This is a genomic window from Williamsia sp. R60 (genome assembly GCF_054063855.1).
Map to the genome: position 1 here is coordinate 449,413 of NZ_JBSSGR010000001.1, position 25,538 is coordinate 474,950.

At 62.1% G+C, this 25,538-nt stretch carries 23 protein-coding genes; 7 read left to right on the top strand and 16 right to left on the bottom strand.

Translation table 11 applies throughout. The features are described 5' to 3' along the window. Positions 1-47 precede the first annotated feature (47 nt). The 5 genes from menE to ACVWY6_RS01995 all read right to left on the bottom strand — a co-directional run bounded on the left by menE (position 48) and on the right by ACVWY6_RS01995 (position 3,500). Positions 48-1,211 carry an o-succinylbenzoate--CoA ligase gene (gene menE, locus ACVWY6_RS01975; protein ID WP_457535876.1) on the bottom strand — a complete coding sequence of 388 codons (1,164 nt, stop codon included), beginning with the start codon at positions 1,209-1,211 and terminating at the stop codon, positions 48-50. Beyond that, positions 1,204-1,554: a DUF3349 domain-containing protein gene (locus tag ACVWY6_RS01980; RefSeq protein WP_030165448.1), complete on the bottom strand. Its 351-nt coding sequence runs from the start codon at positions 1,552-1,554 to the stop codon at positions 1,204-1,206. Before ACVWY6_RS01980 ends, menE begins: the two co-directional genes overlap by 8 nt. 109 nt (positions 1,555-1,663) lie before the next feature. Then, positions 1,664-1,972 carry a DUF3349 domain-containing protein gene (locus ACVWY6_RS01985; RefSeq protein ID WP_116917086.1) on the bottom strand — a complete coding sequence of 103 codons (309 nt, stop codon included), beginning with the start codon at positions 1,970-1,972 and terminating at the stop codon, positions 1,664-1,666. A 13-nt stretch (positions 1,973-1,985) separates the two neighbouring features. After that, positions 1,986-2,264, bottom strand: coding sequence for a hypothetical protein (locus ACVWY6_RS01990; protein ID WP_023961817.1), 279 nt, complete (start codon positions 2,262-2,264; stop codon positions 1,986-1,988). A gap of 3 nt (positions 2,265-2,267) precedes the next feature. Continuing rightward, complete coding sequence (locus ACVWY6_RS01995) at positions 2,268-3,500, bottom strand: inorganic phosphate transporter (RefSeq protein WP_081729897.1); 1,233 nt, start codon at positions 3,498-3,500, stop codon at positions 2,268-2,270. A gap of 213 nt (positions 3,501-3,713) precedes the next feature. Here ACVWY6_RS01995 and ACVWY6_RS02000 point away from each other — a divergent pair, with 213 nt between their 5' ends. Beyond that, entirely contained in the window at positions 3,714-4,766 is a 1,053-nt protein-coding gene (locus tag ACVWY6_RS02000; protein ID WP_457535878.1) for an LLM class F420-dependent oxidoreductase, read from the top strand. 542 nt (positions 4,767-5,308) lie between these two features. Here ACVWY6_RS02000 and ACVWY6_RS02005 read toward each other — a convergent pair. Then, positions 5,309-6,238, bottom strand: coding sequence for a hypothetical protein (locus ACVWY6_RS02005; RefSeq protein WP_457535880.1), 930 nt, complete (start codon positions 6,236-6,238; stop codon positions 5,309-5,311). A 492-nt stretch (positions 6,239-6,730) separates the two neighbouring features. On the opposite strand from ACVWY6_RS02005, the gene ACVWY6_RS02010 reads away from it, so the two are divergent. Then, positions 6,731-7,585: an oxygenase MpaB family protein gene (locus ACVWY6_RS02010; RefSeq protein ID WP_457535882.1), complete on the top strand. Its 855-nt coding sequence runs from the start codon at positions 6,731-6,733 to the stop codon at positions 7,583-7,585. A gap of 5 nt (positions 7,586-7,590) precedes the next feature. Here the strand turns inward: ACVWY6_RS02010 and ACVWY6_RS02015 are convergent, their stop codons facing one another. The 3 genes from ACVWY6_RS02015 to ACVWY6_RS02025 form a co-directional block, all read right to left on the bottom strand. Continuing rightward, positions 7,591-9,465 (bottom strand): ABC transporter ATP-binding protein, encoded by a 1,875-nt coding sequence (locus tag ACVWY6_RS02015; protein WP_457535884.1) that lies wholly within the window; start codon positions 9,463-9,465, stop codon positions 7,591-7,593. Further along, positions 9,462-11,132, bottom strand: coding sequence for an ABC transporter ATP-binding protein (locus ACVWY6_RS02020; RefSeq protein ID WP_457535886.1), 1,671 nt, complete (start codon positions 11,130-11,132; stop codon positions 9,462-9,464). The genes ACVWY6_RS02015 and ACVWY6_RS02020 overlap by 4 nt, the downstream gene beginning before the upstream one ends. Before the next feature lie 529 nt (positions 11,133-11,661). Then, on the bottom strand, positions 11,662-11,799 hold the full coding sequence (locus tag ACVWY6_RS02025) for a hypothetical protein (RefSeq protein ID WP_400729076.1): 138 nt from the start codon (positions 11,797-11,799) through the stop codon (positions 11,662-11,664). Between the two features lie 382 nt (positions 11,800-12,181). Here ACVWY6_RS02025 and ACVWY6_RS02030 point away from each other — a divergent pair, with 382 nt between their 5' ends. After that, positions 12,182-13,231: an alpha/beta hydrolase gene (locus ACVWY6_RS02030; protein ID WP_457535887.1), complete on the top strand. Its 1,050-nt coding sequence runs from the start codon at positions 12,182-12,184 to the stop codon at positions 13,229-13,231. Positions 13,232-13,581: 350 nt separating this feature from the next. Here the strand turns inward: ACVWY6_RS02030 and ACVWY6_RS02035 are convergent, their stop codons facing one another. From ACVWY6_RS02035 to ACVWY6_RS02065, 7 genes are all read right to left on the bottom strand, one after another. Beyond that, a complete protein-coding gene (locus tag ACVWY6_RS02035) occupies positions 13,582-13,845 on the bottom strand; it encodes a hypothetical protein (protein WP_062799165.1) in 264 nt (87 codons plus the stop codon). A 68-nt stretch (positions 13,846-13,913) separates the two neighbouring features. Next, a complete protein-coding gene (locus ACVWY6_RS02040) occupies positions 13,914-14,849 on the bottom strand; it encodes a 1,4-dihydroxy-2-naphthoyl-CoA synthase (protein ID WP_457535889.1) in 936 nt (311 codons plus the stop codon). A gap of 358 nt (positions 14,850-15,207) precedes the next feature. Then, a complete protein-coding gene (locus ACVWY6_RS02045; RefSeq protein ID WP_457535890.1) occupies positions 15,208-17,157 on the bottom strand; it encodes a signal peptidase I in 1,950 nt (649 codons plus the stop codon). Continuing rightward, the gene (locus tag ACVWY6_RS02050) at positions 17,154-17,744 is read right to left on the bottom strand and encodes a SipW-dependent-type signal peptide-containing protein (RefSeq protein ID WP_457535892.1); all 591 of its coding nucleotides are present in this window, start codon (positions 17,742-17,744) and stop codon (positions 17,154-17,156) included. The genes ACVWY6_RS02045 and ACVWY6_RS02050 overlap by 4 nt, the downstream gene beginning before the upstream one ends. A 40-nt stretch (positions 17,745-17,784) precedes the next feature. Beyond that, a complete protein-coding gene (locus tag ACVWY6_RS02055; protein ID WP_457535894.1) occupies positions 17,785-18,384 on the bottom strand; it encodes a signal peptidase I in 600 nt (199 codons plus the stop codon). Beyond that, complete coding sequence (locus tag ACVWY6_RS02060) at positions 18,381-18,911, bottom strand: hypothetical protein (RefSeq protein WP_457535896.1); 531 nt, start codon at positions 18,909-18,911, stop codon at positions 18,381-18,383. Before ACVWY6_RS02060 ends, ACVWY6_RS02055 begins: the two co-directional genes overlap by 4 nt. A 2-nt stretch (positions 18,912-18,913) precedes the next feature. Next, positions 18,914-19,465 carry an alternate-type signal peptide domain-containing protein gene (locus ACVWY6_RS02065; protein ID WP_457535897.1) on the bottom strand — a complete coding sequence of 184 codons (552 nt, stop codon included), beginning with the start codon at positions 19,463-19,465 and terminating at the stop codon, positions 18,914-18,916. 1,123 nt (positions 19,466-20,588) lie between these two features. On the opposite strand from ACVWY6_RS02065, the gene ACVWY6_RS02070 reads away from it, so the two are divergent. From ACVWY6_RS02070 to ACVWY6_RS02085, 4 genes are all read left to right on the top strand, one after another. Next, entirely contained in the window at positions 20,589-21,260 is a 672-nt protein-coding gene (locus tag ACVWY6_RS02070) for a PaaI family thioesterase (RefSeq protein WP_457535898.1), read from the top strand. A 129-nt stretch (positions 21,261-21,389) separates the two neighbouring features. Then, on the top strand, positions 21,390-22,460 hold the full coding sequence (locus ACVWY6_RS02075) for an enoyl-CoA hydratase/isomerase family protein (RefSeq protein WP_457535900.1): 1,071 nt from the start codon (positions 21,390-21,392) through the stop codon (positions 22,458-22,460). Continuing rightward, the gene (locus ACVWY6_RS02080) at positions 22,460-23,236 is read left to right on the top strand and encodes an enoyl-CoA hydratase (protein ID WP_247210086.1); all 777 of its coding nucleotides are present in this window, start codon (positions 22,460-22,462) and stop codon (positions 23,234-23,236) included. Before ACVWY6_RS02075 ends, ACVWY6_RS02080 begins: the two co-directional genes overlap by 1 nt. Before the next feature lie 933 nt (positions 23,237-24,169). Continuing rightward, on the top strand, positions 24,170-25,537 hold the full coding sequence (locus ACVWY6_RS02085) for a sugar transferase (protein WP_457536850.1): 1,368 nt from the start codon (positions 24,170-24,172) through the stop codon (positions 25,535-25,537). The last annotated feature ends 1 nt before the right edge of the window (position 25,538 follow it).

Here is a 25,538-nt window from a genome sequence, read left to right on the forward strand (position 1 = left end):
GAAAGCGGTCGGTTTAACGCGGCCCGGGCCGCCGAAGCGCCGCTGAATTACCGGCCGTGCCCGCTCAGTTGGCTCCGAAGTGCCGCACGATCCACCTTGCCCGGACCCCGTCTGGGCAGGTCATCGACAAAGAACACCCGACGGGGGACAGCGGTCTTGTCCAGCTGTTTGGCGACGACTTCCTGCAGATCTTCGGTGGTGGCAAATGCGCCGGGAGAAAGAACTATCGCCGCGACGACCTGTTCCCCGAGCCTCTCGTCGGGTAGACCGAGGACCGCGCATTCGCTGACCGCAGGATCGGTGAGAAGGGCGGCCTCGACCACCTGCGGAACGATGGTGAGACCTCCGGAGCTGATCGCTTCGTCGGCGCGGCCCAGTATCGACAGCGACCCGTCGACGTTCAGGGTGCCGAGATCGTCGGTGCGGAACCATCCGGGTTCGGCGAATGCCGGATGATGTGGACGGCCTCGATAGCCGGACGCGACCATTGGTCCGCCCAACTGCACCCGGCCCGACGGTGAGCCGTCGATACGAATCCGCACCCCGGGCAGAGGCCGGCCGTCGTAGACACAGCCGCCGCAGGTTTCGCTCATCCCATAGGTGCGCACGATCGGGATCCCGGCGTCGATCGCTCGTTCGCGTAGCGGCGCCGGGGTGGCAGCCCCGCCCACCAGGACGGCGTCCACGCCGCGCAGGGCGGCCACAGCCGACGGGTCGGCTAGCACCTTGATGAGCTGGGTGGGTACCAGTGAGGTGTATCGGCGTGGGCCTGGCATCTTGTCCACGCCTGCGACGAGGTCGGCCGGGTCGAATCCGTCGGCGACGTCGAGGGTCACCGGATCAAATCCGGCCCGCACGCTTCGCAGCAGCACCTGCAGCCCCGCGATGTGATGAGGAGGTAAGGCCAGCAGCCACGCCCCCGGCCCGCCGAGGTACTCGTGGGTGGCATCGATCGAGGCCTTCACCGATGCAGCGGAATGCATGGCGCCTTTCGGGGTGCCCGTGGTGCCCGACGTCGCGACCACGAGCGCCACATCGTCGTCGATCGGTTCGCCCGCGCCGAGAGCCGCAGTGAGCCGCCGGGTTTCGGCCTCGTCGTGGGTGGGCACCGGGAGGTAGGAGCCCGCACCGTCCAGAAGTCGCTGCAGCGCATCAATATTTGTTGATGCGGCCGACAGAGGCAGTGGTTCGAGTAGACGTTGGTCAGCCACGGGGTCGATCATCACCCGGCTGCTCGGGGGTCGGGGCGGGGTCGAACGGCCACCCCTGCTCCTCCAGATGCGCGCGGATGCGGGCGATGTCGGCTTCGAACGGCAGTTCGTCGGTGATCTTGGTGATGAGCACCCCGGCGTCCACTGCCTTGATGGGTTCAGGACCCTCGTTGGTCACCTGACCCTGGTGGATCAGCTCTCGTGAGACAGCCTTCACCTCGTCCTCGGACAACTGGCGGCGCAACAACGCCACCAGCGGGACGTAGTCGCCGGACGGCACACCGTTCGGGTACCCGGCGCGTAGCCAGTTGACGACTCTCATCAAGAACTGCGGGCGGTCCACTACGCCTCCTTCCGGGCATCAAAACCATCGACGAACAGCGATGAACCAGCCGACCAGATTTTACTGCGACCACCTGCAGGTCGCGTCCGGGTCGATCGGTCCGAAACGGTCAGGGGTTGGCCAATGGCCATCCGGCAGCGGCGAGGCGGGCCGAAACACGTTGCACCTCTTCGCTGTCGGGTTCGACACGGGCCACCTCGGCCACGGCGGCACGGATCTCCGCTGTCGTGGGCGCCGGGCCCGAGATCTGGTCTTGCAAGTTGTCGACCACTTTGTCGAGCTGGTCATCGGTGAGTGATCGACGGAGCAGAGCCAGCACAGGGTGGTAGTCGCGGGGCGGGATCCCATCGGGGTATCCACTGCGCAGCCAGTTCAAGACCGCCTCGAAAGGGTTCTCGTGCTGCGTGCTCGTTGTCATCGGGACGCGACCCTCACTCGGCGAACGGGAACAGAGTGATGCCGAAGTAGTAGTCGATCGTCTCGCGGGTGATCCACAGGATTCCGGTGACGATGACTGCGGCGATGAAGGCGAAGAGCAGGTACGCAACGTATTTGAGGGCCGGGTTGCCGGAGGACGCCGTGCCGTCGGCGTGGTTGTCGCCCGCACCCGCAGAGTGCAGACGCAAGCCGATCGCAAAGACTGCAGGCAGCCCGGCGCCGAGGATGAGCCCGACCACCAGAACCTTGAAGATTGCCTCAACGGTTTCCATCGATCACACCTTCTCGGTTTCAGCGTTGGCGGCGGCAGTCTGGGGCGGGATGATGCTGCCGGTCTTCTCGTCCCATTCGTCGTTGACGTTGTTGGCGTCAACCTTCTGCTGCTGTGCGCGCCAGTACATGTAGCCGGCGAGCGAGACCAGGATGAGGAAGATGACGACCGCTCCGGCAGCTCCGCCGACGATGTCGGCCACGTAGTAGCTCAGCGCGCCAACAAGGCCCGCCGAAGGCAGGGTGACGATCCATGCCACAGCCATCCGGCCGGCCACCGACCAGCGGACTGTGGCGCCCTTCTTGCCGACGCCCGAACCTAGGATCGACCCGGTGGCGACCTGTGTGGTCGACAGCGCCATACCGGCGGCACTCGACGTGAGAATGATTGCTGCAGAGGAGGCCTCAGCGGCCATACCCTGGGGGGACTCGATCTCGACCAGACCCTTACCCAGGGTGCGAATGATGCGCCAGCCACCCAGGTAGGTGCCGATGGCGATGGCCGCGGCACAGCTGAAGACGATCCAGAACGGCAGGCCGTGCTCCACGCTCGATGCATCGAGGTGGCCACTGGCGATCAACGCCATGGCGATCACGCCCATCGTCTTCTGGGCATCTCCGGTGCCGTGGGCGAGGGAGACCAGGGAGGCCGAGGCGATCTGACCCGCCCGAAAGCCTTGTGCCTTTTTGTTTTCCGCCACCTTCTTGGTGAGTGCGTAGATCATCCAGGTGCCCGCGGCGGCCACCACGCAGGCGATGATCGGGGCCATCAGAGCGGGGATCAGGATCTTCGACGTGATGCCGTCCCAGTTGACGCCGGAGGTGCCGATCGCGGCCATGCCCGAGCCGATCAGTCCGCCGAAGAGGGCGTGCGATGAGCTGGAGGGCAGACCGAACAGCCATGTGAAGAGGTTCCAGAGGATGCCGCCGATGAGGCCGGCGAAGATGATGATCATCGCGGTCTCGGCGTTCAGACCGGCGATGAGATCGCCTTTGTCCTCACCGCTGGTCTGCTGGATCTCGAGCACGTCCTTGGTGATGGTCGCGGCGACCTCCACCGAGAGGAACGCGCCGACCAGGTTCAGGATCGCGGCGATGCTCACCGCGGTTTTCGGCTTCAATGCGCCGGTGGCAATCGACGTCGCCATCGCATTTCCGGTGTCGTGGAAGCCATTTGTGAAGTCGAATCCCAGTGCTGTGATGACCAGCAGCACGAGAATCAACATTTCTGCGCTCATGAGTACTGATTCTGAGGCTGAGCTGAGGATTCTGTCGAAACGGACATGCTAGAAAGAACACCACTGAACTGGGGTTTCATTCAGCGAACCGGGCGTGTTCACCCAATGTTCATGTCATGTACGCCGAGTCGCCACACCCCTGGTTCGGCTTCGTAAGCATATGAAACACTTCTGAGGAAACGTCTCGTAACGTCGCGGTCCGTGGGAGGACACATGAAGATCGGCATGGCCATCAACTACTCGGGAGATTTTGCCGAGACCATCGATAACCTGATCGATTTCGAGAAGGTCGGCCTCGACCGGATCACGGTGGCCGAAGCCTATAGTTTCGACGCTGTCAGCCAGCTCGGCTACATCGCCGCCAAGACCTCGACGATGGAAATCGCAACCGGCATCCTGCCGATGTACTCGCGCACTCCCACCAACCTGGCGATGACCGCGGCCGGTCTGGATTACATCTCCGGTGGACGCTTCGTGCTCGGTATCGGCGCCTCCGGTCCGCAGGTGATCGAGGGCTTCCACGGCGTCAAGTACGACGCCCCGGTGGGGCGCGCCCGCGAGAACGCCGAGATCTGCCGCATGGTCTGGCGGCGTGAGCGCACGGAGTACAACGGCAAGTACTACAAGCTGCCGTTCACCAAGGAAGACGGCGGCACCGGGCTGGGCAAACCGCTCAAGATCATCAACCACCCTCTGCGCGAGCGAATCCCGATGCTGCTGGCAGCCATCGGCCCCAAGAACGTGGAGCTGGCGGCCGAACTCTTCGAGGAGTGGCAGCCGATTCTCTTCCACCCCGAGCACCTGTCGGTGGCGTTCGGCGACGCCCTGGACAAAGGCAACGCCAAGCGCGCGCCCGAACTCGGCAAGCTGGGCATCTCGGTGAACACGACCGCGTTGATCACCGATGACGAAGAGCAGCGCCAGAACGCCCTCGCCTTGGTCAAGCACCACGCCGCGCTGTACATCGGCGGCATGGGCGCCCGCGGCAAGAATTTCTACAACGACCTCGCCGTCCGCTACGGATACGCCGACGCCGCCAAAGAAATCCAAGACCTCTACCTCGACGGCAAGAAGCAGGAAGCCGCGGCCGCCGTCCCCGACGACCTCGCCTCCGGCATGTCCCTCATCGGCCCCAAGAGCTTCGTCAAAGAACGCCTCGCCGCCTTCGAAAGCGCTGGGATCACCACGCTCCTCGTCGCTCCTGCCACCCCCGACCATGCCGATCAGGTCGAGCAGATCCGTTTGCTGAAAGAGCTCGTCAGTTGATCTGAGGGTTGCTCGGTCTGTGGGGCGAGCTAGCGCGGGTTTGGTGTGCGTGCCCGTCGGTGCGCTCGGGGTTCTTGTGTTTGCTCGGTCTGTAGGGCGAGCTTTCGCGGGTTTGGTGTGCGTGCCCGTCGGTGCGCTCGGGGTTCTTGTCGTTGCTCGGTCTGCAGGCCGAGCTACCCCAGGTTTGGTGAGCGGGCCCACCGGTGCGGACGCGGTTCCCGTGATTGCTCGGTCTGCAGGCCGAGCTAGCGCGAGTTTGGTGTGTGGGGTGGTTGGTGCGCTCGGGGTTCTGGCCGTCGCTCGGTCTGCAGGCCGAGCTAGGCCGGGTTTGCTGAGCGGGCCCACCGGTCCGCTCGGGATTCTCGTCGTAGCTCGGTCTGCGGGACGAGCTAGGCCGGGTTTGGTGTACGCGGCCGCCGGTGCGCGCGCGGTTCTTGCGTTTGCTTGGTCTGTAGGGCGAGCTATCTCAGGTTTAGTGTGCGGGGCCCACCGGTGCGCTCGCTCTTCTCGTCGTTGCGCGGCCACGAGGCCCGTCGGCGCTATCAGCGAAGTCCAGCCCGAACCATGGCTTGGCGGAGGATTTCTGGGAGACGGCCGGCTTCGAGGTCTGCCCACGTCCACCTAACGACTTCGAGGCCGAGTTGTCTGAGTCGGTCTTCGCGGAGCTTCTCGGCGACGACAACATCGTTCGGCGTCTTCCCTGGGGCGATCAACCCTTGTCCGTACTTCACCAAACCGTCGAACTCGCCGACCAGGCGACCTTCCCACTCGAAATCCACGCGGGCTACGAAAAGCCCTGTTGGAGTGTAAAACTCGCGCTGCAGCCGTGGGCGCGGGATGTCGCGGCTTGCGAGCATCTGCGCTCGGCTCCATGACTCTCCGACGGTCTCCGCCAATTGGTCGGCGGCCGCCAACGCTGTCCGAACTGGTCCGACGCCGCGCTTGGGCCCACAAGATTCGACCATTGCCGACATCACGTCGCGGTCAGCGCCCGCTCTCAGTGCGCTGTCGAAAATCACCAGCGCCTGATCGAATGACCCTGCGAGTGCGGTGTCGACCGCCGTCCGCTCGAGGCTGGTCAACGCAATTCCATCGATCTCGATGACCTCACCGGGAGCAGCTTTTCCGGCGTGCAGGTGCCGCCGACTCTCGATGCGCCCGCCGCCGATCCGCCCGTTCAGCAGGTGCACCCGTGCGTGGGATGGCTTGAGGAGCGGGAGCCCATGCAACAAAGCCGCCGATGTGTGACTGACCACCAGCGGGTGGTTGCAACTTCGCGCGGCGGCGATCACACGCAACCGGGCCAACGCGTCGTCCGACAGATCGCGTGATGTCCTCACATACGCGCCATGCCCGATTCGACTGAGCGCCCCGCCTCGAACGGCGCGTTTGATGTCGTCGTCGGAATACCCCAATGCAATGACGTCGCGGCGCCAGATCAGGCCATCGCTGTCTTCCATGAATTCCCCCATGGAGCGATTGTCAGTGACCTGATGGACCCCCACCCTCGATATGCGGTGCCAATGGGGATAAGCCCGGAGCTGTGGATAGTTCGCCGAATCTGCGGCGCGCGCGGGGGCGGGTTGGGTGAGCTACGGCTCGGGAAGTTGGGGTTTGCGCGGTCTGTAGACCGCGCGTTTGCGGGTTCGGTGAGCTGGTGTTGCGGCGTGCTCTAGAAGTCGGGATTTGCGCGATCTGCGGACCGCGCTTACGCGAGTTGGGTCAGCTGCGAGTAACGCGCGCTCGGGGTTCTGGGGTGTGCTTGGTCTGCAGTCCGAGCGTTTGCGAGTTTGGTGCACCCGGGCTTAGGTGCGCTCGCGCTGCCGGGATTCGCTCGGTCTGCAGACCGAGCGTTTTCGAGTTGCCCGATCCCCACACACGACCAAACACCAACACCACCCACCCACCAAACTCCACCACCCGCTAATCTGGAAACACCTGTTATCAGATGGAAGGGTGGATGGATGAGCCAGAACAGTCAGAGGATGTCCCGGGAGGAGATGGACAGCCTTGACAGCAGTGTGTTCGCCAGGTCGTTGCTGTCGATGGGGCGCACGATGAGCACGTCGAACGTCATCATGCAGCTGGCCAATCCGGCGGTGGGTTACGGCGTGGCCAGGAGCAAGGTGGAGAACGGGCGTCTTGATCTGCACCCGATCAAGCGTGCGCGAACCACGGGGTCGTATTTGGCGGTGGCGGTGTTCGGCAACGCCGACGACCGCAGTCGGTTTCGCCATGCCGTCAATCGGCAGCATGTGCAAGTCAGGTCGGACGACGACAGCCCAGTGCCGTACAACGCCATGAACATCGACCTGCAGTTGTGGGTCGCCGCTTGTCTGTACTTCGGCTGGGAAGACATCTATGAACGCGTGCACGGTCCACTGACCGGTGAGCTGCGCGAGGAGTTCTATCAGCAGGGCAAAGTGTGCGGAACCACCCTGCAGATGCCGGCCGAGGCCTGGCCCGCCAACCGCGACGCGTTCACGGAGTACTGGAATGAGCAGACCGCGACCATCTCGATCAGCGACGAGGTGCGTGAGTTCCTCCTCGGGATCGCGAACTTCGACTACGCGCACCCCGCGATCAAGAAGCGTTACGGACCGGTCAAATACCGCCGCACCATCGGGTATCTGCCCCAGCCCTTTCGGGAGGCGCTGGGCGTTCCGTGGACGCAGGCAGACCAAGAGTGGTTCGACGACTATGTGGAAAAGCTGGTCCAGAAAGAACGCAAGACGCCACTATGGCTCTCCCAGTTGGGTTTTCGACTACTGCTCTGGGATGCGCGGATGCGTAGCCGACTGGGCCGACCGCTGGTCTGACCCGATCACTCGAACTGGGACTTGTACATCACCGAGTAACGTCCCTGCCGGGCCAAGAGCTCGTCGTGGGTTCCTTGCTCTGCCACCACGCCGTCTTCGATGACCGCGATGCTGTCGGCCTCGCGGATGGTGGAAAGTCGATGTGCCACAACGATGGTGGTTGTACGGGTGGTGAGTGCCTCGAGTGCTCGGGCGATGAGCAGCTCGGTGCGTGAGTCAACGGCACTGGTCGCCTCGTCGAGCACGAGTATGCGCGGGCGGGCGATCATCGCCCGGGCGATGGTGAGGAGCTGCATCTGCCCCTCGCTCAGCGTGGTTCCGCCGTCGCCGATCACGGTGTCGAAGCCCTCGGGCAGGGCTTCGACGATCTGCAGCGCATGACTCTCGCGAGCTGCTTCCTCGATGTCGGCGCGGGTGGCAGATGGATTGCCGAACGCGATGTTCTCGGCGATGGTGCCGGTGAACAACCAGCGATCCTGGGTGACCATGGCTGCTTGGCCGCGTACGTACGACCGGGGTGCGGTGGTGATCGGCTCGCCGTCCACGAGGATCGATCCGGAGGACGGATCGTACAGTCGCAGAAGCAGGTTGGTGAGTGTGGTCTTGCCGGCGCCCGTGGGCCCGACCACCGCTACCGTTGATCCCGCCTCGACCTCCAACGAGAGGTCCTTGATGACGTCGATGGTTTTGGTGTCGTCCTCGGTGGACCGGCGATATCCGAATCGCACCTTGTCGAATGCGATGGCCGGGGGTGCACTGTGACGTCCGATGGTCTGCTTTGCCGAGTCCTCGATCGCGGGTGCGTCTTCGATGGGCTCGGCCAGCAAAGACTTGATGCGGCCGAGTGATACGAGGCCGGCCTGGAGTTGAGCCATCATCGAGGTGAGTTCGTTGACGGGCTGACTGAACATCCTCGAGAACGACACGAAGGCCTGGACCTGCCCGACGGTCAGCGATCCACCGACCACCTGGATTGCGCCGACGATAGCGACTGTCAGATATCCGAATGCGGTGATTGCCTGCAGGACGGGCGAAATGGAGCCAGCGTACGACTGCGCGGTGCGTGATGACCGTGCGAGCCGTTCAGTGGTGGCCTCGAACTCGTCACGGGCCCGGTTCTGCGCCCCGTACACCCGCAACGTGTGGAGTTGGGCGTAGCTCTCGTCGATCTGTGAGGTGAGTCTGGCCGTCGCCTCCATCTGATCTCGGAAGTGGGGTCGTGATCGTTTGGCGATCAACACTCCCGCGAGGATGATCAGCGGAATGGAGGCGAGCACAACAAGAGTCAGCTTCCACGAGATGATCGGCATCACGACGAGAAGCGCGACAACGGTCAGCACTGCGCCGGGGAGCTTCACGAAGAGTGGTGTGAACACCGATGACACGTTGTCGATGTCGGCGGTCACCTTGGTGAGCATCTGGCCCCGCGCAGCGGTGTCGAAGTAGGCAACAGGAAGACGGTGAATGTGCGACTCGATATCGGCCCGCAAACGGTTCATCGCACGCTGGGTGAGGTTGTTCACCGCTGCGGCTTGCGTCCACGTACCCAGTGCGCTGATGGCGTAGACGATGACGAGCACGGCGAGAAGCGTGCCGACCGTACCGAAGTCGATGCCGACTCCGGGCACCGCATCGGCGCCGGCCACCACGTCGGCGTAACTGCCGCGCCCGTCGGCGCGCAGCTGGGCCTCCGCCTCGGCGGCTGACAACCCCTGGGGGAGTGTCATGCCGATGGCACCGGTGAACAGAGCGTTGATGATTCCGGCCAAGATCAGCGGTCCGGCGATCAGTGCCGCGACGTTGGTCGATGCCAGCAACCCGACAATGAACAGTTTGCGGCGTTCATGAGTCAGCCTGGCCAGCAACCACTTCAGATTCATGCGAGGGCAGCCTGGGAATCAAGGATCTCGCGGTACGTGACACTGGAGGCCAACAACTCGTCGTGCGAGCCGCGGGCGTCGATGCGACCGTCGGTCAGGATCACTATGGTGTCGGCTCCGCTGGCAGACGACACCCGCTGGGCAGTCAGGAGGATGACGGCTTCCGGAAGAGACTGCCGCAGTCGGCGTTTGATGACACTCTCGATCTCGGCATCGAGGGCCGAGAACGGGTCGTCGAGCAGTAGTAGACGCGGTTTGGCGGCGATGGCCTGGGCGAGGGCGAGGCGTTGCCGTTGGCCGCCGGAGAAGTTCCTGCCGCCGTGACGTACCGGCTGTGCAAGACCCATCTCGTGGGAGAAGACGAAGTCGGCCGCGCACGCCGTGGTGAGGGCGGCGCGGAGGTCCTCGTCGGTGGCTTCTGGGCATCCGAGCCGCAGATTGGACTCGAGCGTCCCCGACATCAACGACGGTGCCTGCGAGACGTATGAGATGTTCTCGTGCAACATCTCTCGTCGCCGCTCCCGCACGTCCACTCCGTCGATCAGCACCCGCCCGGATGTGACGTCGCTGAATCGGGGGATCAATTTGAGCAGCGTGCTCTTGCCGTCGCCGGTTCCACCCAGCACGGCGGTGACCGTTCCAGGGCGGCACTCCAGATCGATGTCGATGAGTACAGCGTGCTGCGCACCGGGATAGCGAAAGCCGACGCCTTCGAGTCTCAGCGAACCCGTTCGCGACGACGGTGTCCGGTCGGTCGGCGGATCCTGCACCGACGGCTCCGTGTCGAGCACTTCCTTGATGCGACGAGCGCTGACCTGTGCGCGGGGGATGAGTGCGATCATCGCGGCGCCGATCGACAGTCCGATGAGGATTTGGGTCAGGTATCCGACAAACGCGATGATGCCGCCGACCTCCATCGTCTGATTGTCGACGAGAACGGCCCCGACGCCGATCACCCCGGCCGCGCCGATATTCGCGATGAAGATGATGCTCGGCAGCAATACAGCCTGCAGGGCGCCGATACGTCGCGCCGTTGCGGTGAGGTCTGTATTTGCGGCATCGAAGCGCGACATCTCGAGTTCCTCGCGGCCGAACGACCTGATGACGCGGATACCTGTGAGTTGCTCTCGCAGAACTCGGCCGACGCGGTCGATGCGCATCTGCAACTTTTCATACGAGGGAATGAGTTTGCGGACGATGACGATGACCACGGCAGTGAGCGCGGCTGCCACGAGAACCACGAGGGGAGCCAGTTTGTAGTTCTCGCTCAGGGCCATCACCGTTCCGCCGATGACAAGCACCGGCGCGGACGCGAGCACTGTCATCACGACGAACACAGCCAGCTGAAGTTGGTTGATGTCGCTGGCGCTGCGGGTGATCAGAGTGGGGATGCCGAACTTCTGGAGATCGGTGTCGGAGAACGACTGAACGCGGGCGTACGTGGCGTTCCGGATGGACCTGCCGGCGCTGGTCGAGATATGGGAGCCGATCACTGTGGCCAAGACCGACGCGCACAGGTTGGTGAGTGCGAGCGCGAGCATGATCGTGCCGATGGTGACGATCGCGTCCATGTCGGCGCGGGCAATACCGTCGTCGACGAGACGGCCGTTCAAGTTCGGTAGCAACAGGGTGGTGGCCGCCGCCGTGAGTTGTAGAACAAAGAGCACGACGAGGGCCCAGCGGAAGGGCCGTAGGTGCGGCAGTAAGACAGCTCTGAGTGGTCGCTTGATGGGTTTGATCATATGCATCACGCGTCCCCGAAGCGCAAGAAAGCGCTTCGGGGACGCGTAATCAATAGAGAACTAAGACTCAGGGCTACTAGCTTGCGCTTCCCGAGGCGAGGCCGGCGAGGAGTCCGCCGAGCAGCTGGATGAAGGCGAGCAAGCCTGTTTCTGATGAAGTCATTTTCGAATCCCTTTCGACGTGCTTCCCAAGTGCGGCCCAGGTCGTCGACGCTGAGCTGTCCGCCGGTGTTCGCGGCGAACCGGTCTCACAATGTCACCTTCGCGGCGACTTGTCAGCATCTTCGGGGTGAATAGTTCGCCAAGGAAGCGATCATGCAGGTCAGGCCAAAAGTACTGCGCCACAACGGGTCGCTGCGGCGGCGAAGCGACGAGTTGTCTTTTGTCGAGGGGGCGACAGAAAACGTCCCCGGGATGACGGGTCATCCCGGGGACGCATTCGACTATCTGGCTGTCAGGCGTCTTCGCCGCCACCGGCGAGGAGGCCGAGCAGCAGTTCCAGCACAGCAGCGAAATCAATTTCTTCCAGCGAACCCATTGGAATCTCCTTTGTGTTGAATACATGAACAGGCCGGAGTATGCCGAGGCGCATGCTCGTATTTGAATCCCCCGACTAACCGAGCCGATATCCACCATGGCATCTTCGATTCTCTTTGTCACCCCATTCTGGAAAAAACAATGGGAAATGTAGAGGTTGAAGGGTCCCAAAGCGCGTTTGACCAGCGCAGATTAAGTCTTTCAACTCGCGAATTATTTTATTGAATGGGTGTCAAGGGTGCACATTCCTGAAACGTCCGGTGAACTCCCGGTGGACCGGAATCAGCCAAGCGCGAATGGCATTTCGATCCGTCGGGGAGGCGGTTGGTCGCCAGGGCAGCTTGTGGCTCAGGCGTCTGACCTGGTGTTTTGGACAGGTGGATATCGAATCGGCTACTGGGCGCACACGAGACCGATGACCAGGATATTGTTCCCCCGTGACGCGAACTGTGCGACGAGTGAACTTTCCTGCCCGATCCTGGCGTGGCCTGCTGTCAGCAGCCGTGGTCACTGCGGCATGTGCATCGATGCTGACTGCGGCCCCCGCCTCTGCCGAGATGATCCCGACGCCGGGCATTTCGTCCCCGGGCGGCTCGACTCTCAAAGCGGTGAACAAGGTCGGACCGAAGCGGCTCGATCTGGTGGTGTACTCGGCTTCCATGAACCGGGACATCCCGTTGTCCGTGATCCTGCCGAAGGACCAATCGGCGCCGCGGCCCACGTTGTACCTGCTCAACGGTGCCGGCGGCGGCGAGGATGCGGCCACGTGGCTCGCCAGGACCGACGTTGTGGACTTCTTCGCCAACAAGAACGCAAACGTGGTCATCCCCAACGCCGGCGCGTTCAGCTACTACACCGACTGGCAACAGGATGATCCGGAGCTCGGCCGCAACAAGTGGTCGACCTTCCTCGGCAAGGAACTGCCACCCATCATCGACACGGCGCTGAACACTTCGGGTCGTAACGCGATCGCGGGCATCTCGTCGTCCGGCACCTCGGTGCTGAATCTCGCCATCGAACATCCGGAGCTTTATCAAGCCGTGGGTTCGTACAGCGGCTGTGCCACCACGGCGAGCCGATTGGGTCAGATATACATCCGCATCACTGTGGAGGCTCGTGGCGGCGGTGACCCTGTGAACATGTGGGGCCCCTACGACGGCCCGGGATGGCGTGAAAACGACCCGATCCTCAATGCTGAGGGCCTGCGTGGCCATTCGCTCTACATCTCGAATGCGACAGGCCTTCCGGGCCCGTACGAAAGCCTGGCATATGTGAACGATCCGACAAAGCTTGCCGATCAGGTGGTTGTCGGTGGTGGAATCGAAGCCGCAACCGGGATCTGCACGGCTTTGCTTGCGGACCGCCTCAATACGCTCCGGATTCCCGCAACATTTGATGTTCCGCCGGTGGGCACCCATTCATGGGGCTACTGGCAGGACCAGCTGCATCGTTCGTGGCCGCAGCTCGGCGGAGCGATCGGCGCCTGAGCGGGCCTTATAACCACAAAAACACGCCCCCAGCGATTGCTGGGGGCGTGTTTTTTATGACGTGTGTGTCTAGCCCATCAAGCCGATGAAGAAGGCGATGATTTCCAAGAAGTCGATGTCCATTGTGGAGGTCATGTAAGTCCCTTTCGTCGATACGGCTGGGCTGACCAGTGCCGTGAAGCCACCCCGGTACTCGAAGCTTTTGTTTCGTCAACCCGAGTGAACTGTTGCATTGTCGAGTCGGCCTCGCGTATCGAATTGGAGAATCGATACAAAAGTCATCTGTTTGGAGGTCACCAAACTGGGGCCCCGATCGGCACAAATCGTCCGCAATAAAAAGGACTGATTTGTCACCAACGCCGACGTATCCACAAAGCTCTGAGCGCGATGATGAGGCCTGCCAACGACAACAGATCCGACTCGGTCAGCCCATTTTGGTATGTGTACGACAGCAACACATGACCTTCGATCGGTCCGTTGAACAACACCCAAAGGACCGAGACAAATATCAGGACCACTGCCGCCGCGCGGCTGGGGCGAGCCAAGCACCACGCGCCGGTGACGAAAAGCAGGTTCAGCAGCACCAGGCCGTAGAACAGAGCTGGTGGAATCATCAGACCAGTATGTGGTCGTCACCGCGCTCGGGTTCGCCCCAGAGCGGGTGACAATCACCACGCCCGTTTCAGTAGTAGAACGGGAACTCTTCCCACTCCGGTGAACGTTTCTCCAAGAACGCATCCCTGCCCTCGACGGCTTCGTCGGTCATATAGGCCAGCCGGGTTGCTTCGCCGGCGAACACCTGCTGGCCCATCAGACCATCGTCGGTCAGATTGAACGCAAACTTCAGCATCCGTTGAGCCGTAGGCGATTTCCCGTTGATGGTCTTGGCCCACTCGATGGCGGTTTCTTCCAACTCGGCGTGATCGGCGACCTCGTTGACCGCCCCCATGCGCTGCATGGTTTCTGCGTCGTAGGCGCGGCCCAGGAAGAAGATTTCTCGAGCGTTTTTCTGTCCGACCTGTTTCGCGAGGTATGCGCTGCCGTACCCGGCGTCAAACGAACCCACATCGGCGTCGGTCTGTTTGAAGCGGGCGTGTTCGCGCGACGCCAGGGTGAGGTCGCACACCACGTGCAGCGAGTGACCACCGCCGGCCGCCCACCCGTTGACAACGGCGATCACCACCTTCGGCATGGTGCGGATCAGTCGCTGCACTTCCAGGATGTGCAGGCGGCCACCCTCAGCCTTCACCCGGGCTGAATCGACAGTGTCAGCGGTGTCCCCACCGGCGTACTGGTAGCCAGAACGCCCGCGGATTCGCTGATCGCCACCGCTGCAGAAGGCCCAGCCGCCGTCCTTTTCGCTGGGGCCGTTGCCCGTCAGCAGGATGACTCCCACATCTGGGCTGCGCCGGGCGTGATCCAGTGCGCGATAGAGCTCGTCCACCGTGTGCGGGCGAAAAGCGTTGCGCACCTCGGGACGATCAAACGCGATCCGGACAATCCCGTGGACCCGGCCTTCACCGGCATGCCGGTGATAGGTGATGTCGGTCAGATCGTCGAAACCGTCGACAACGCGCCACTGCGTGGGGTCAAAAGGCTGATCAGATGGTGTGCTCATGGTGATCGAGCCTACGTCGTGGGTGATGTGGTCGATCGTTGGACGGGGAGGTGCCCGACGTGTGGCACGAGCGTTCGCCGCCTACCCAGGCTGATACATATTCGCAACCAGAAGAACGACCGCAATGAGTATGACCAGAATGATTCCGACAGCTAGCTGGATCCGCTGCCGGCGTTTGTAGATTCCCCGAGATCCCATCGCGATAGCGTAGACGGTAATAGAAAAGACTGAGTGTTTCTGTTCGGGAGTGCATTTCCCTTAATTCGCGATTATCTAAACGCGATCCTATGACTCGCGGAGCATACAAAAACTGCACATTTCGAAACGTAGATTGCGTTCAGTTTGCGGTCAGCGCGTCTCAGCGCGGGGCTTCCGTGGTCGTCGGTGATACCGGCTGGGTAGTGGCGACCGGTACAGCCGGCTCTGCATAAGGCGTCTTGACCCAGGCGCCCGATTCTCTGCTGATGGTCCATGTGCCCGTCGGTCCGGTGACTCGCAGATCGTCTGTGCTTGCCAACCATTGGAGGCTGTCGCTTGCTGTTGCGGTGGTGCGGTAGGCCTCAGTACCGCCTGCATCGCGGATGACCACCACCACCGAACCCGAGGACGTCTGTATCAGAGTGGCGGAGTAGTTACCGGACGACGAGGTTATGGCCGGTGACAAAGGTTGATCCGCGGCAATCGTTGACTGGGTGGTTGTCGTCGTCGGCTGGTCCGGCGTCGCCGTCGAGCTACCAGTAGGTGATGTGGTTGCCGTGGTACCGCTTGGTGTCGTCGAGGCGGCTGCGCTCGAGGCGGTAGAGACTGCCGTCGAGGTGGGAGCGCCGAGCCGCGCCGCTGGGGCTGGCGCAACACAGGCGACGCCGTTCGCGGAACTGGCGGTGATTTGCTGCGTGACGAACTCCGTCGACTGTGTCGGTGTGAGTTCCCTGGTCTTCGTTCGGATCTCGACGTTGGCTGCGGTGCCGGTCAGGATCCCAGGTGTCAGATCCGAGAAGGCGATTGTTCTCGAAATTGATTGTCCTGCGGGGGTAGCCAACGCCGGGTCGACTTCAGCTGTGTACGCGATGTTGCGCGTGGTCGGGTCTCGGACAATCAACCGATAGTTGTAGCCCGAGCGGTGGGGCCATGAAACTGTGGCCGTCTTTTGGGTCGCGTTCGTGGCGCAGCTCACTGACGCGGGCGGGGGGATATATGCGGTCGAACTTCCCGATACCTCGCCGATTCCGCTACATGTCAGATTCTCTCGCAGCAGCGTTGTCGAATCTTGATACACGCGATGACCACGCCAATCCGGCGAGACCGCGCCTCCAGGGAGCATCGTATGGATCTCAGCGTTGTACTCCCAGGGAACCGCACGCACGGGAAATCCGGTGGCTCCGAAAGTTGCTGTCACTGTTGCCCCGGCCGCGGTGGTCGAGGTGGGGCTGACATCAACTGTGCGCCAGACGTTTCCCTCGAGGTCGCGGAGAAGAATCCGGTATTGGTATGGGGGGCCGATGTGCTTCCAGTTGAGGGTGACCACCCGTGCCGAACCTGGCCCGCTGGTTGAGCAAGTGACATAGCTTGCGATCGTCAGCAGGCTGTTGATCCTCGGCACAAACGAACTGTTGGCCGAGAAGCTGCCAGTCTGCGCGGTGGCTGAATCGGAGTATGCAGCGCTCGTGCCGCGGGCGTTGCCGATCGTGATCACCAAGGCGACGGCGATACCGAGAACGATGAGTGGGGGCGTTGCTTCAGCGGCGTGCCGGCCCCGGCGTTTGTGAACCGCCTGGCTTTGGTCACCAGACCGCTTGCGTCCGTGTGGAAAGACTGTGATCCACAGGAGTCCTGCAACCGTCAGCCCGCCAAGGATCTTCGCGGCGGGCGTGTCCAGCCAGGCGGCTGCGTAGCCGAGACCATCGACATGGAACACGACTCGCTCAGCAGACGAGATGACGTAGGGCTGACTATCTGGGACGCGGTTGGCGTCACCCTTCAGGGTCATCGCCGCGGCGTCCGAGGCCGTCGAATCCACAGAGACCACCCGGTGAGTCACCCGGATGCCTTGCTCGTTGATCACGCTGATGACGTCATCGGCCTTGATATCTCCTGCGGGAACGTGTTTCGCTATGGCCAGCGCGCCGGTGGGGATGGCAGGTTCCATCGAACCGGACCGAACGATCAACGGCTTGATTCCGAACAACATTGCTGCGGTCGCCATCAAGATGCACGTCAGGCCTGCGAGTGCCGCTGCCGTCAGCGCGACCTCGCGCAGACGGTGCGACTTCGTTTGTGTTGCAGCGACGTCGCCACTTGCGTGGCTCATGTCGACGTCGCGCTGAAGGTCATGGTGATGGCGGGTTGGGTCTGATTTTGCACGCTGAGGGGAGCTTCAGAGACAAGCGCCACGATGACGCACAACGATTGGCTGCTGGGCTTGTCGGGAGTACCACCTGCCGCGCCCAGAGGTTGCGGTGTCGTGACAACGGGAACAGAGACGCCCGTGCGCAATACGGCGCTGCCGAGCTGGGTCCCGGGGCAAGAGCCGGTGGCCAAACCGTTGGACGTGCCGTTCGTCGGGGTGGCGCCGGGGTGAACAGTCATCCGGAGATAGTTTGCCAGTGTGGGACTTCCTGTCGCGGTGCTGGCAGCTGCGGTATAGGTGACAGGCAGCGTCGACAGAGAGTTTTGCACTTGCAGTGTTGCCGCTCTGCTTTCGCCTGGGCGCATTCCAGCCATCGAGAAGGTGGTTCCGGTGAACGTGTAGTTTTCGACGCCGTTGACGCGGAGGTCCACAACACCTGTTTTGAAATCACCCGATGTTGCGACCGCCGAATCGCTCCACAGGGCCATTGTCCCGACTGTGCCCAAACCCAGCACTATTCCGAGTGCGAGGATCGCGCGGATTCGCACACCCAGCGACCCTGTCAGCGCGTTTTGTATCCGCGTTCGATCAATGCGGCGAAGCATGGCTCGGGGCCCCTCTGAGTTCTTCCTGCTCGCGCCGAGCGCGGCGGCTGTCACGAAATCCACCGACAGCCATCACAAGCGCGTAAGAAAAAAGTCCGGCGACCACGGCGCCGATCACCCAGGCGCGGTGCTGCCCGGTAAGCCAATTGTTCACGTATCCGAGGTAGGGGACGCTGTACCACACCTTGCCGCGAACCTGTTCCGCGATAACAGGTTTGGCGTCAGGCGCATCGTTTGCGTCACCTTGCGTGGTGTAGCTGCGCTCACCCATCGCGTTCTGTGAGGCCGCAACAATTCGGTGTGTCACCACCGTTGCCACACCAGTTTTCAACTGGTACGTGATTGCGTCGCCAACCCGCAGTTGGTCTTCCTCTGCGGGTTTGACAACGATGAGCGTGCCCGGCGGGTAGGTGGGTTCCATCGATCCTGTCAGGACGGTAAACCGCTCGGCACCAGCGACTGCCGGTACCAGAATCACCACCGTCCCGACCGCGAGCACAGCCAGAAGCAAAGCCCAGCTCAACGCGGTGCGTATGAACCAAACGGGCCCTGTGTGCTCGTCGGTCGAGGGTGAGTCCGTCATGGTTGTTGGTCCGCCCGGAAAGTGAGTGCCACGGTGGTGGTCTTGTTCTGCGAGGCATCGTCGCCCACGGTAGCGCGGAGGCACCACACCTCGGACGTGTTCGCCTGGATGTTTCGCGCAGGAGAGGGCGCTGGAAAGGTACTCCACGGTCCGGCCACGACCCCGGTCGCATTCCCGGCCGTCGGGCAACCGCTGACGGAACCCACGATCGATGCCGAGAAAGACAGGGGGAGGTCTGCCGTTGATGTCGTCACCGACTGCAATCGATAGGCGACTCGGGTGTTGCCCACCACTGAGATCGTCAGTGGACGTTGCACCACCGAACCCGGACTGAGGTTGGTACCGCCAAAGGCGGTCCACGAATAGTCCTTCGCCTGGCCAGCCAAGATCCGCAGCTGACCAGACGTCAGAGTCGCATCGCCGCCCTGTTCCTGATCACGCCATGATGCTGTGGTTTGTTGCGCGGACAGCAGCACCAGCACGGTGATGGCCACACCGGCGGCTGCCCACAACCAACGTTTGCTCACTATCAGGCAGGATTGTCGTTCTGCTCAAGGGTGAGTGTGGTTGCTGCCAGGTTGACCGATTGATTCTGTGCGGTCAGACCCCCGGTTGCCGGATCGAACGTCATGGTCACGGTGACGACGATGGACTGAGTCGCTGCGGTCGTGGGAGTGATTTGCACTTCGCCTCCCTCGGACGGCAGGGCTAATCCATTCACCGTGGCGGTCACCACGGGGTCCAGCGCATCCCGCAAGGCGGCATCGCCGGTCACCTCGCCGACATCCGCGGTGAGGGTGGCCGTCAGGTTGTCGCCGGTTGCATTGATGGTGGTGTCGCAGTTGTACGAGACCGAATCACCCGGCACCACGCGGAAGTCGGTGATGTTGATGATGGTCTCGTTGTTCTCGTCGGTCCAGGTACCGCCGCCCGCGCAGTCGCCCAGGGAGAGCTGGCCCGAGCGGATTGTTCCGCCGGGGGCGGAACCGCTGTCGTTCCAGTAGGCGAGACTTCCGGCGCCGCCGAGAAGGAGGATGGCGCCTGCGCCTGCGGCCGCTGCAGCTTTCGTTTGCTTCTTCATTCGCACTCTTTTCTCATTGGGTTTTATGGAAGTTGCAACCGATATACCCAATGCTCGAACTTTTATTACACGACCCTAAATGTAGTTAGCAATGGACATGAACCCCGCCTCATTTGGCATTGCAAACCTTCATCCAGCGAACGCTTACCTTATTGCCAAGGCTCTGTACGGAACCGTCGGACAGTGATGATCAGCCCTAGACGTGACACTGATAGTGGCCCTTCAGGCTGTTCTTCCCGTAGTTGATGAGATCCGCGACGCGGCCAAAACGATCAATGCCTGGCGCGACTCGATGAACATCGAGTAAGCGAATCCAATTCCGAATGGCAGACCGCCGACGGCGACGACAAGAAGTAACCGAGAGGCACAAGCAAAATCACAATGGCCGAATGCTCGAATATCGGCGAGTGATCCAAGCTCTCACTCGTACCAGTCGAGAAATCGAGGACCGCGTCGACCGCAGGAATGCGGTCGCCGGAGGGCGGCCACGACAGTAATGGGCCGCGACCATGACCGCGGCCCAACCCGCGCCACCCCAGTGCGTGCCCGGCTTCGCCGCAGCGGTACCCGCTCTCGTGGTGAGCTGACAGCGCGTTGCTGGGCCCGTCGCGGGCCTGAGTTCGGGATGCGCAGCCTAGTTGTTCACCCCAGTTGGACAACGTCTGTTCGCGGTGAACAGCCATGACCTGGCGAAAGTCCGAATTTAACCACATGACGAGCACTATTAGTGCTGCCTAGTGTGAGGGGCGTAGGAAGGCTGCAGATGAGTAATCATGGATACGTACAGAGCAACCAGCGCTGTCCCGACTGTGGGGCTGTGATGCTAGCCGACGTGATCTATCGTGACGGCTCGCCCGGAAGCGCCGCGGCAGACCGCACGGTATGCGGCCTCGACTGTCAGGGCAGCCGGTGCGGTAGCCAGTTCACCAATCGAGAATGGGCTGTACGCACCCGCCCATAACGTCCGCAATAGCGAACCGCCCTGGTGCCCGACAGTGTCCAGCCCGCTGCGCGGTATCTACCGGCGACAGGGGGCTTCGTCGCCCGCAGCTCTCCGGCTCCCGCCTGCACCCTCCGAGAGTCAACGAAAACAGGTTCTACCCGTGTCTATAGTGTCGAGGTCATGACTCAGGACAGCCCACTCGAACGATCTGCCGCAAAGTTCGAAAGCGCTCAGGCGGACGAAGTGCACCATGAGGGTGGATTCCGGCCGACGTTTGACATCGACCTGACGCGGGGAGGTCCGCGGTACGGCGAGTTCATCGAAGAGGTCCGTACCTTCATGGATCGGGTGAAGGCGGCGTGTCCCAGCGAAGAACTCACCACCGAGGTGATCGAGACGCTCCAGGTCTTGAACAAGAAGTTGGATGAGGTCGCGATCGATGAGTGGCGCGCGCCGTCTGGCGGGCGGATTGATCTGCCGGCGCGAGGCAACATCACACTGCCTCCGTATGAACTGGACGAGGCGAGTGCCGAAAACGTCAGTGCGCGTATGACATTCCGGCGGTACCATCTGGGCGGTAACAACGCTGCCCACGGTGGTCAGGTGGCGGTGGCGTTCGATGACTTGATGGGTATGGCCGGTGCGCTCGGTTCGGGTGGTGTCACGAGGACGGCATATCTGACTGTCAACTACCGCGCGATCACCCCGCTCAACACCGAGCTCGCGATCCGGTCGTGGGTAGACCGGATCGAAGGACGCAAGGTGTTCATCAAGGCCACTCTGCACAACGGGGATGTGCTGTGTGCCGAAGCCGATGGGCTGTTCATCAAGCTCAAACCGGGCCAACCCTGATCGCTCGCCGCGCCTATCGGGTGCGTGGCGGCCAGCAACGTGGTGTGCGCGGCTTCGCAGGTGCCCTGGACTGCCAATACTAGGATATGCAACTATGTGAGGCGCCCGGCAGTCGATCAATGGAGAGTCATGTCAGACGAGAGCAGCGTCCTTGTTCGTACCGAGGGTCGGATCGGCCGCATCACCCTGAACCGGCCGAAGGCGATCAATGCGCTGACGCACGAGATGGTGACCGCCATCCACGCGGCGCTGCGAGAATGGGCCGATGACGACGCGGTAGAGGCCGTGTTGCTCGATGGTGCAGGCGAACGTGGACTGTGTGCCGGCGGAGATATCGTCGCCATCCACCGAGATGCTTCGGCTGCAACCACTTTGGACGATGCAGTCAATACCCCCTCCGGGCACTTCTGGCGGGACGAGTACATCCTCAACGCGTACATCTCCCACTATCCGAAGCCGTACGTAGCCCTGATGGACGGGATCGTGATGGGCGGGGGAGTAGGAGTGTCCGCTCACGCCAACACTCGGATCGTCACCGATCGGACGAGGATGGCAATGCCCGAGGTGGGGATCGGATTCTCCCCGGACGTGGGTGGCACCTACCTCCTTGCGCGTGCGCCGGGCGAGCTGGGCACCTACCTGGCCCTGACTGCGGCGCAGATCGGGGGCGCCGATGCCATCGCCATCGGATTTGCCGACCACTTCCTGCCGTCACAGAGCATCGAGAAGTTCGTGTCCGCTCTCACGTCAAAGCCTGTTGATGAAGCGATCGCCGAATTCTGTGTTGCTCCTCCCGAATCCGATCTGCTCACCAAGCGTCACTGGATCGACGATGCCTTTGCGGCCGACACCGGCGTCGGCATCGTCGAACGTCTGCGCGGACACGACGAAACCGATGCTCACGACACTGCGAACGTGGTGGGAGCCAAATCGCCCACGTCGGTGGAGGTGACCATGTGGTCGTTACGACAGATATCGGCCGATACGACGCTCGAAGAAGCTCTGGAGAGCGAATTCCGGGTGTCCATCCACTTCCTGACCCATCCCGACCTCGCGGAGGGCATTCGGGCCCAGGTGATCGACAAGGACCGCTCGCCGAAGTGGTCGCCGCGGGGACTGACCGAGGTGGATCCCGCTGTGGTTTCCGACTTCTTCGGCCCCGTGCCCAACGATCTTGTACTGACGAATGGAGCGTTCTGATGAGTAGCTTTGAGACCATCACCACCGAGCAGCGGGGCCGCGTTGGCATCATCACCCTTAACCGGCCAAAAGCGCTCAACGCGTTGAACTCTCAGCTGATGACCGAGGTGGTTGGGGCCGCGCAGGCGTATGACGCCGACGCGTCTGTGGGTGCCATCGTGATCGCAGGCTCCGAACGCGCCTTTGCTGCGGGCGCTGACATCAAAGAGATGGCCGACAAGTCGTACGTCGACATGCTCTCCGAAGACTTCTTCAGCGCTTGGGGACACCTCACCGAGGTCCGCACTCCGGTGGTTGCGGCGGTGGCCGGATTCGCCCTCGGTGGCGGATGTGAGCTGGCCATGATGTGCGACATCATCATCGCCGCCGAGAACGCCGTATTCGGTCAGCCTGAGATCAACTTGGGCGTGATCCCGGGAATCGGTGGTTCGCAACGACTTACGCGCGCAATTGGCAAGGCCAAGGCCATGGACATGGTGTTGACCGGCCGGCGCATGAAGGTCGACGAAGCCGAGCGCGCCGGCCTCGTCTCGAGGGTGGTGCCCACCGAGTCGTACCTAGAGGATGCGATTGAGGTGGCGAACACCATCGCAGAGCTGTCGCTGCCGATCACCATATTGGCCAAGCAGGCAGTGAACCGGTCGCAGGAAGTGGGCCTGACCGAAGGCGTTCTGTTCGAACGGCGTGTCTTCCACTCCACATTCGCGACCGAAGATCAGTCAGAGGGTATGGCTGCGTTCGTGGAGAAGCGTGAGGCGCGGTTCACGAACAAGTAGGACCTCGGCGGCATCTGCGTACGGTCATCTTCCTTCGTTTGGAGCGCTGTCAGATGGTTAGAGCCGGTCGGCGCCTGTGCATCGCAGACCGACGCGCCTAGTCAGGCCTTTTTCAGGGCTCGTCGCCCGCCGCCGGGGATTGACGGACGCACGTGGACGCCCGGGAAACCGCCCAGGTTGCGCTCGGTTCAGACTCGGCAGCGACCTTCGCGCGAGCCAACGCTAACTTCACCGGGCCACCGGGTCTTAGTAGCCCTTCTGGCATAACTAGCGCCCGTCTGCAGTTACTGAATGTTACGGACATGTTAATTTTTGACCTTGACGATCACCCGGAATTGTCTGAGACCGCTGTCACAAAGCTGTGCCGCTAATTTGCGACCCCTAAGACGCTCGGGCCCGACGTGATGACATCCGGTGACAGAGCACGGTTCCGGCTGGTCCGCTGGAAGTGGCCGTTATGTGGTGGCCGACATCGTATTTCGTGATTCTCGACGGATCGCCAAAGGGGTCCGGCCGGCTGGACCGGCGAATATAGACGGCGGGTCCGTTTATCACAATTTTCGAACGATCGGTCATTCTCCGATTTTGCGTGGAAGAAAACTGGGCTCAGCCAAGTGGTCCTGACCCTGTCATCGCCGGGCGAGCAACGACTATGTGCAGTAACGTCCGTACTACGCAATGCAGGCGCGACGGATGTAATTGACGCGAAAACTGCGGCGTCGTCCGTTATTAAGAAGCCGTTAACAACTCACTGCTGAGATCAGCGGTGTTTTTGGCGATGCATAGGGAGGGATAGTGTCCAGACGTCAGGGGTCAGTCTCGGCCGTCGTCTGGCCTGGCGACGCGCGCGATCTACCTCGATCGCCCCAGGTCAAACCCCGTACTGACAGCTGGGCAAGTCGTTATGTCACCCGGGTCAGGTGGACAGACGCGCTGATCGTGACGGTGGCAGTCCTTCTTGCACAGCACATTCGATTCGGAGTTCCCGAAGATATATCGCGGGCGGCTTCGATGACCACGTTTATTGTGACACCGTGTCTAATAGTTGCCTGGGTATTGACCCTTCGAGCAACCCAAAGTAGCGATCGTCGCATCGTTGGTGATGGGCCGAATGAATACAGCCGGGTCTTGAACGCATGCTTCATTGTCTTCGGGCTGTTGGCGATTGTGGACCTCGCGTTTCGGCTAAATCTTGCCCGCGGCTTTATCGCGATCGCGCTGCCATTGGGTACCTTGGGCCTTCTCGTGTCGCGATGGGCGTGGCGCAAATCCCTGCATCGCAGTCGTCTCCGGCGCCGAAACCTGAGTCAAGTGCTGGTCGTCGGTGGCCCCAGCTCAGCCGTTCCGCTGATCGAGCACCTGGACAAGAACCCCGGCCTCGGCTTCGAGGTTGTCGGGCTTTGCGTTCCGCCAGGTAGTGAGCATCGTCCGGTCACAGTTAACGGTCACGACGTACAGATATATGGATCTTTCGGCGAAGCGCGTGACGCGGTCGCGCTGTGCGGGGCAACCACCGTGGCGGTGACGTCTGCGGAGGCCTTAGGACATTCTGCGATGCGCGAACTGTCGTGGGATCTCGAGGGCATGAATGTCGACATGTTGGTGTCTCCGGGGGTTACTGATGTAGCCGGGCCCCGCATGATGGTGCGGCCGGTAGCCGGCTTGCCGCTTCTGCACATCGACAAGCCGCGGTATGACGGCGCCAACCGGTTCCTCAAGGCAGCGTTCGACCGCCTTGGTGCCGTAGTCCTTCTGTTGGTGCTTGCTCCAGTGCTGGTCGCTTGCGCCATAGCGGTGAAGATCAACTCCAGCGGGCCAATCTTCTACCGCGCTGAACGCATCGGGGTAGGCAATGTGCCCTTCGACATGTGGAAGTTCCGCACCATGGTCGACGGGGCCGACAAGCAGAAGGCTGCGCTCGCTCAGAAGAACGAGGGCGCCGGCGTACTATTCAAACTCCGCGATGACCCCCGTGTGACAACAGTCGGGAAGAAGCTGCGTCGCTACAGCCTCGATGAGCTTCCTCAGTTGTTCAACGTGGTGGGCGGCTCGATGAGCCTGGTTGGGCCGCGGCCCCCACTGCGCGATGAGGTGGAGCAATACAGCGGCCTTGTCACGCGACGAATGCTGGTTCGGCCCGGAATCACAGGGTTGTGGCAGGTCTCAGGCCGATCTGACCTGTCGTGGGAAGAGTCTGTGCGCCTTGACCTCTCGTACGTCGAGAACTGGTCGATCATGCAGGACGCGATGATCTTGTGGCGGACGGTGCGTGCAGTGGTACGAAGCGACGGCGCGTACTGAG

Bases quoted from the DNA above. Each gene is read 5' to 3' on its own strand.
- ACVWY6_RS01985 (WP_116917086.1), bottom strand. From the start codon at position 1,972: ATGACAACGAGCACGCAGCACGAGAACCCTTTCGAGGCGGTCTTGAAC.
- ACVWY6_RS01990 (WP_023961817.1), bottom strand. From the start codon at position 2,264: ATGGAAACCGTTGAGGCAATCTTCAAGGTTCTGGTGGTCGGGCTCATC.
- ACVWY6_RS01995 (WP_081729897.1), bottom strand. From the start codon at position 3,500: ATGAGCGCAGAAATGTTGATTCTCGTGCTGCTGGTCATCACAGCACTG.
- ACVWY6_RS02000 (WP_457535878.1), top strand. From the start codon at position 3,714: ATGAAGATCGGCATGGCCATCAACTACTCGGGAGATTTTGCCGAGACC.
- ACVWY6_RS02005 (WP_457535880.1), bottom strand. From the start codon at position 6,238: ATGGGGGAATTCATGGAAGACAGCGATGGCCTGATCTGGCGCCGCGAC.
- ACVWY6_RS02010 (WP_457535882.1), top strand. From the start codon at position 6,731: ATGAGCCAGAACAGTCAGAGGATGTCCCGGGAGGAGATGGACAGCCTT.
- ACVWY6_RS02015 (WP_457535884.1), bottom strand. From the start codon at position 9,465: ATGAATCTGAAGTGGTTGCTGGCCAGGCTGACTCATGAACGCCGCAAA.
- ACVWY6_RS02025 (WP_400729076.1), bottom strand. From the start codon at position 11,799: ATGCGCCTCGGCATACTCCGGCCTGTTCATGTATTCAACACAAAGGAG.
- ACVWY6_RS02035 (WP_062799165.1), bottom strand. From the start codon at position 13,845: ATGATTCCACCAGCTCTGTTCTACGGCCTGGTGCTGCTGAACCTGCTT.
- ACVWY6_RS02040 (WP_457535889.1), bottom strand. From the start codon at position 14,849: ATGAGCACACCATCTGATCAGCCTTTTGACCCCACGCAGTGGCGCGTT.
- ACVWY6_RS02045 (WP_457535890.1), bottom strand. From the start codon at position 17,157: ATGAGCCACGCAAGTGGCGACGTCGCTGCAACACAAACGAAGTCGCAC.
- ACVWY6_RS02055 (WP_457535894.1), bottom strand. From the start codon at position 18,384: ATGACGGACTCACCCTCGACCGACGAGCACACAGGGCCCGTTTGGTTC.
- ACVWY6_RS02065 (WP_457535897.1), bottom strand. From the start codon at position 19,465: ATGAAGAAGCAAACGAAAGCTGCAGCGGCCGCAGGCGCAGGCGCCATC.
- ACVWY6_RS02070 (WP_457535898.1), top strand. From the start codon at position 20,589: ATGACTCAGGACAGCCCACTCGAACGATCTGCCGCAAAGTTCGAAAGC.
- ACVWY6_RS02075 (WP_457535900.1), top strand. From the start codon at position 21,390: ATGTCAGACGAGAGCAGCGTCCTTGTTCGTACCGAGGGTCGGATCGGC.
- ACVWY6_RS02080 (WP_247210086.1), top strand. From the start codon at position 22,460: ATGAGTAGCTTTGAGACCATCACCACCGAGCAGCGGGGCCGCGTTGGC.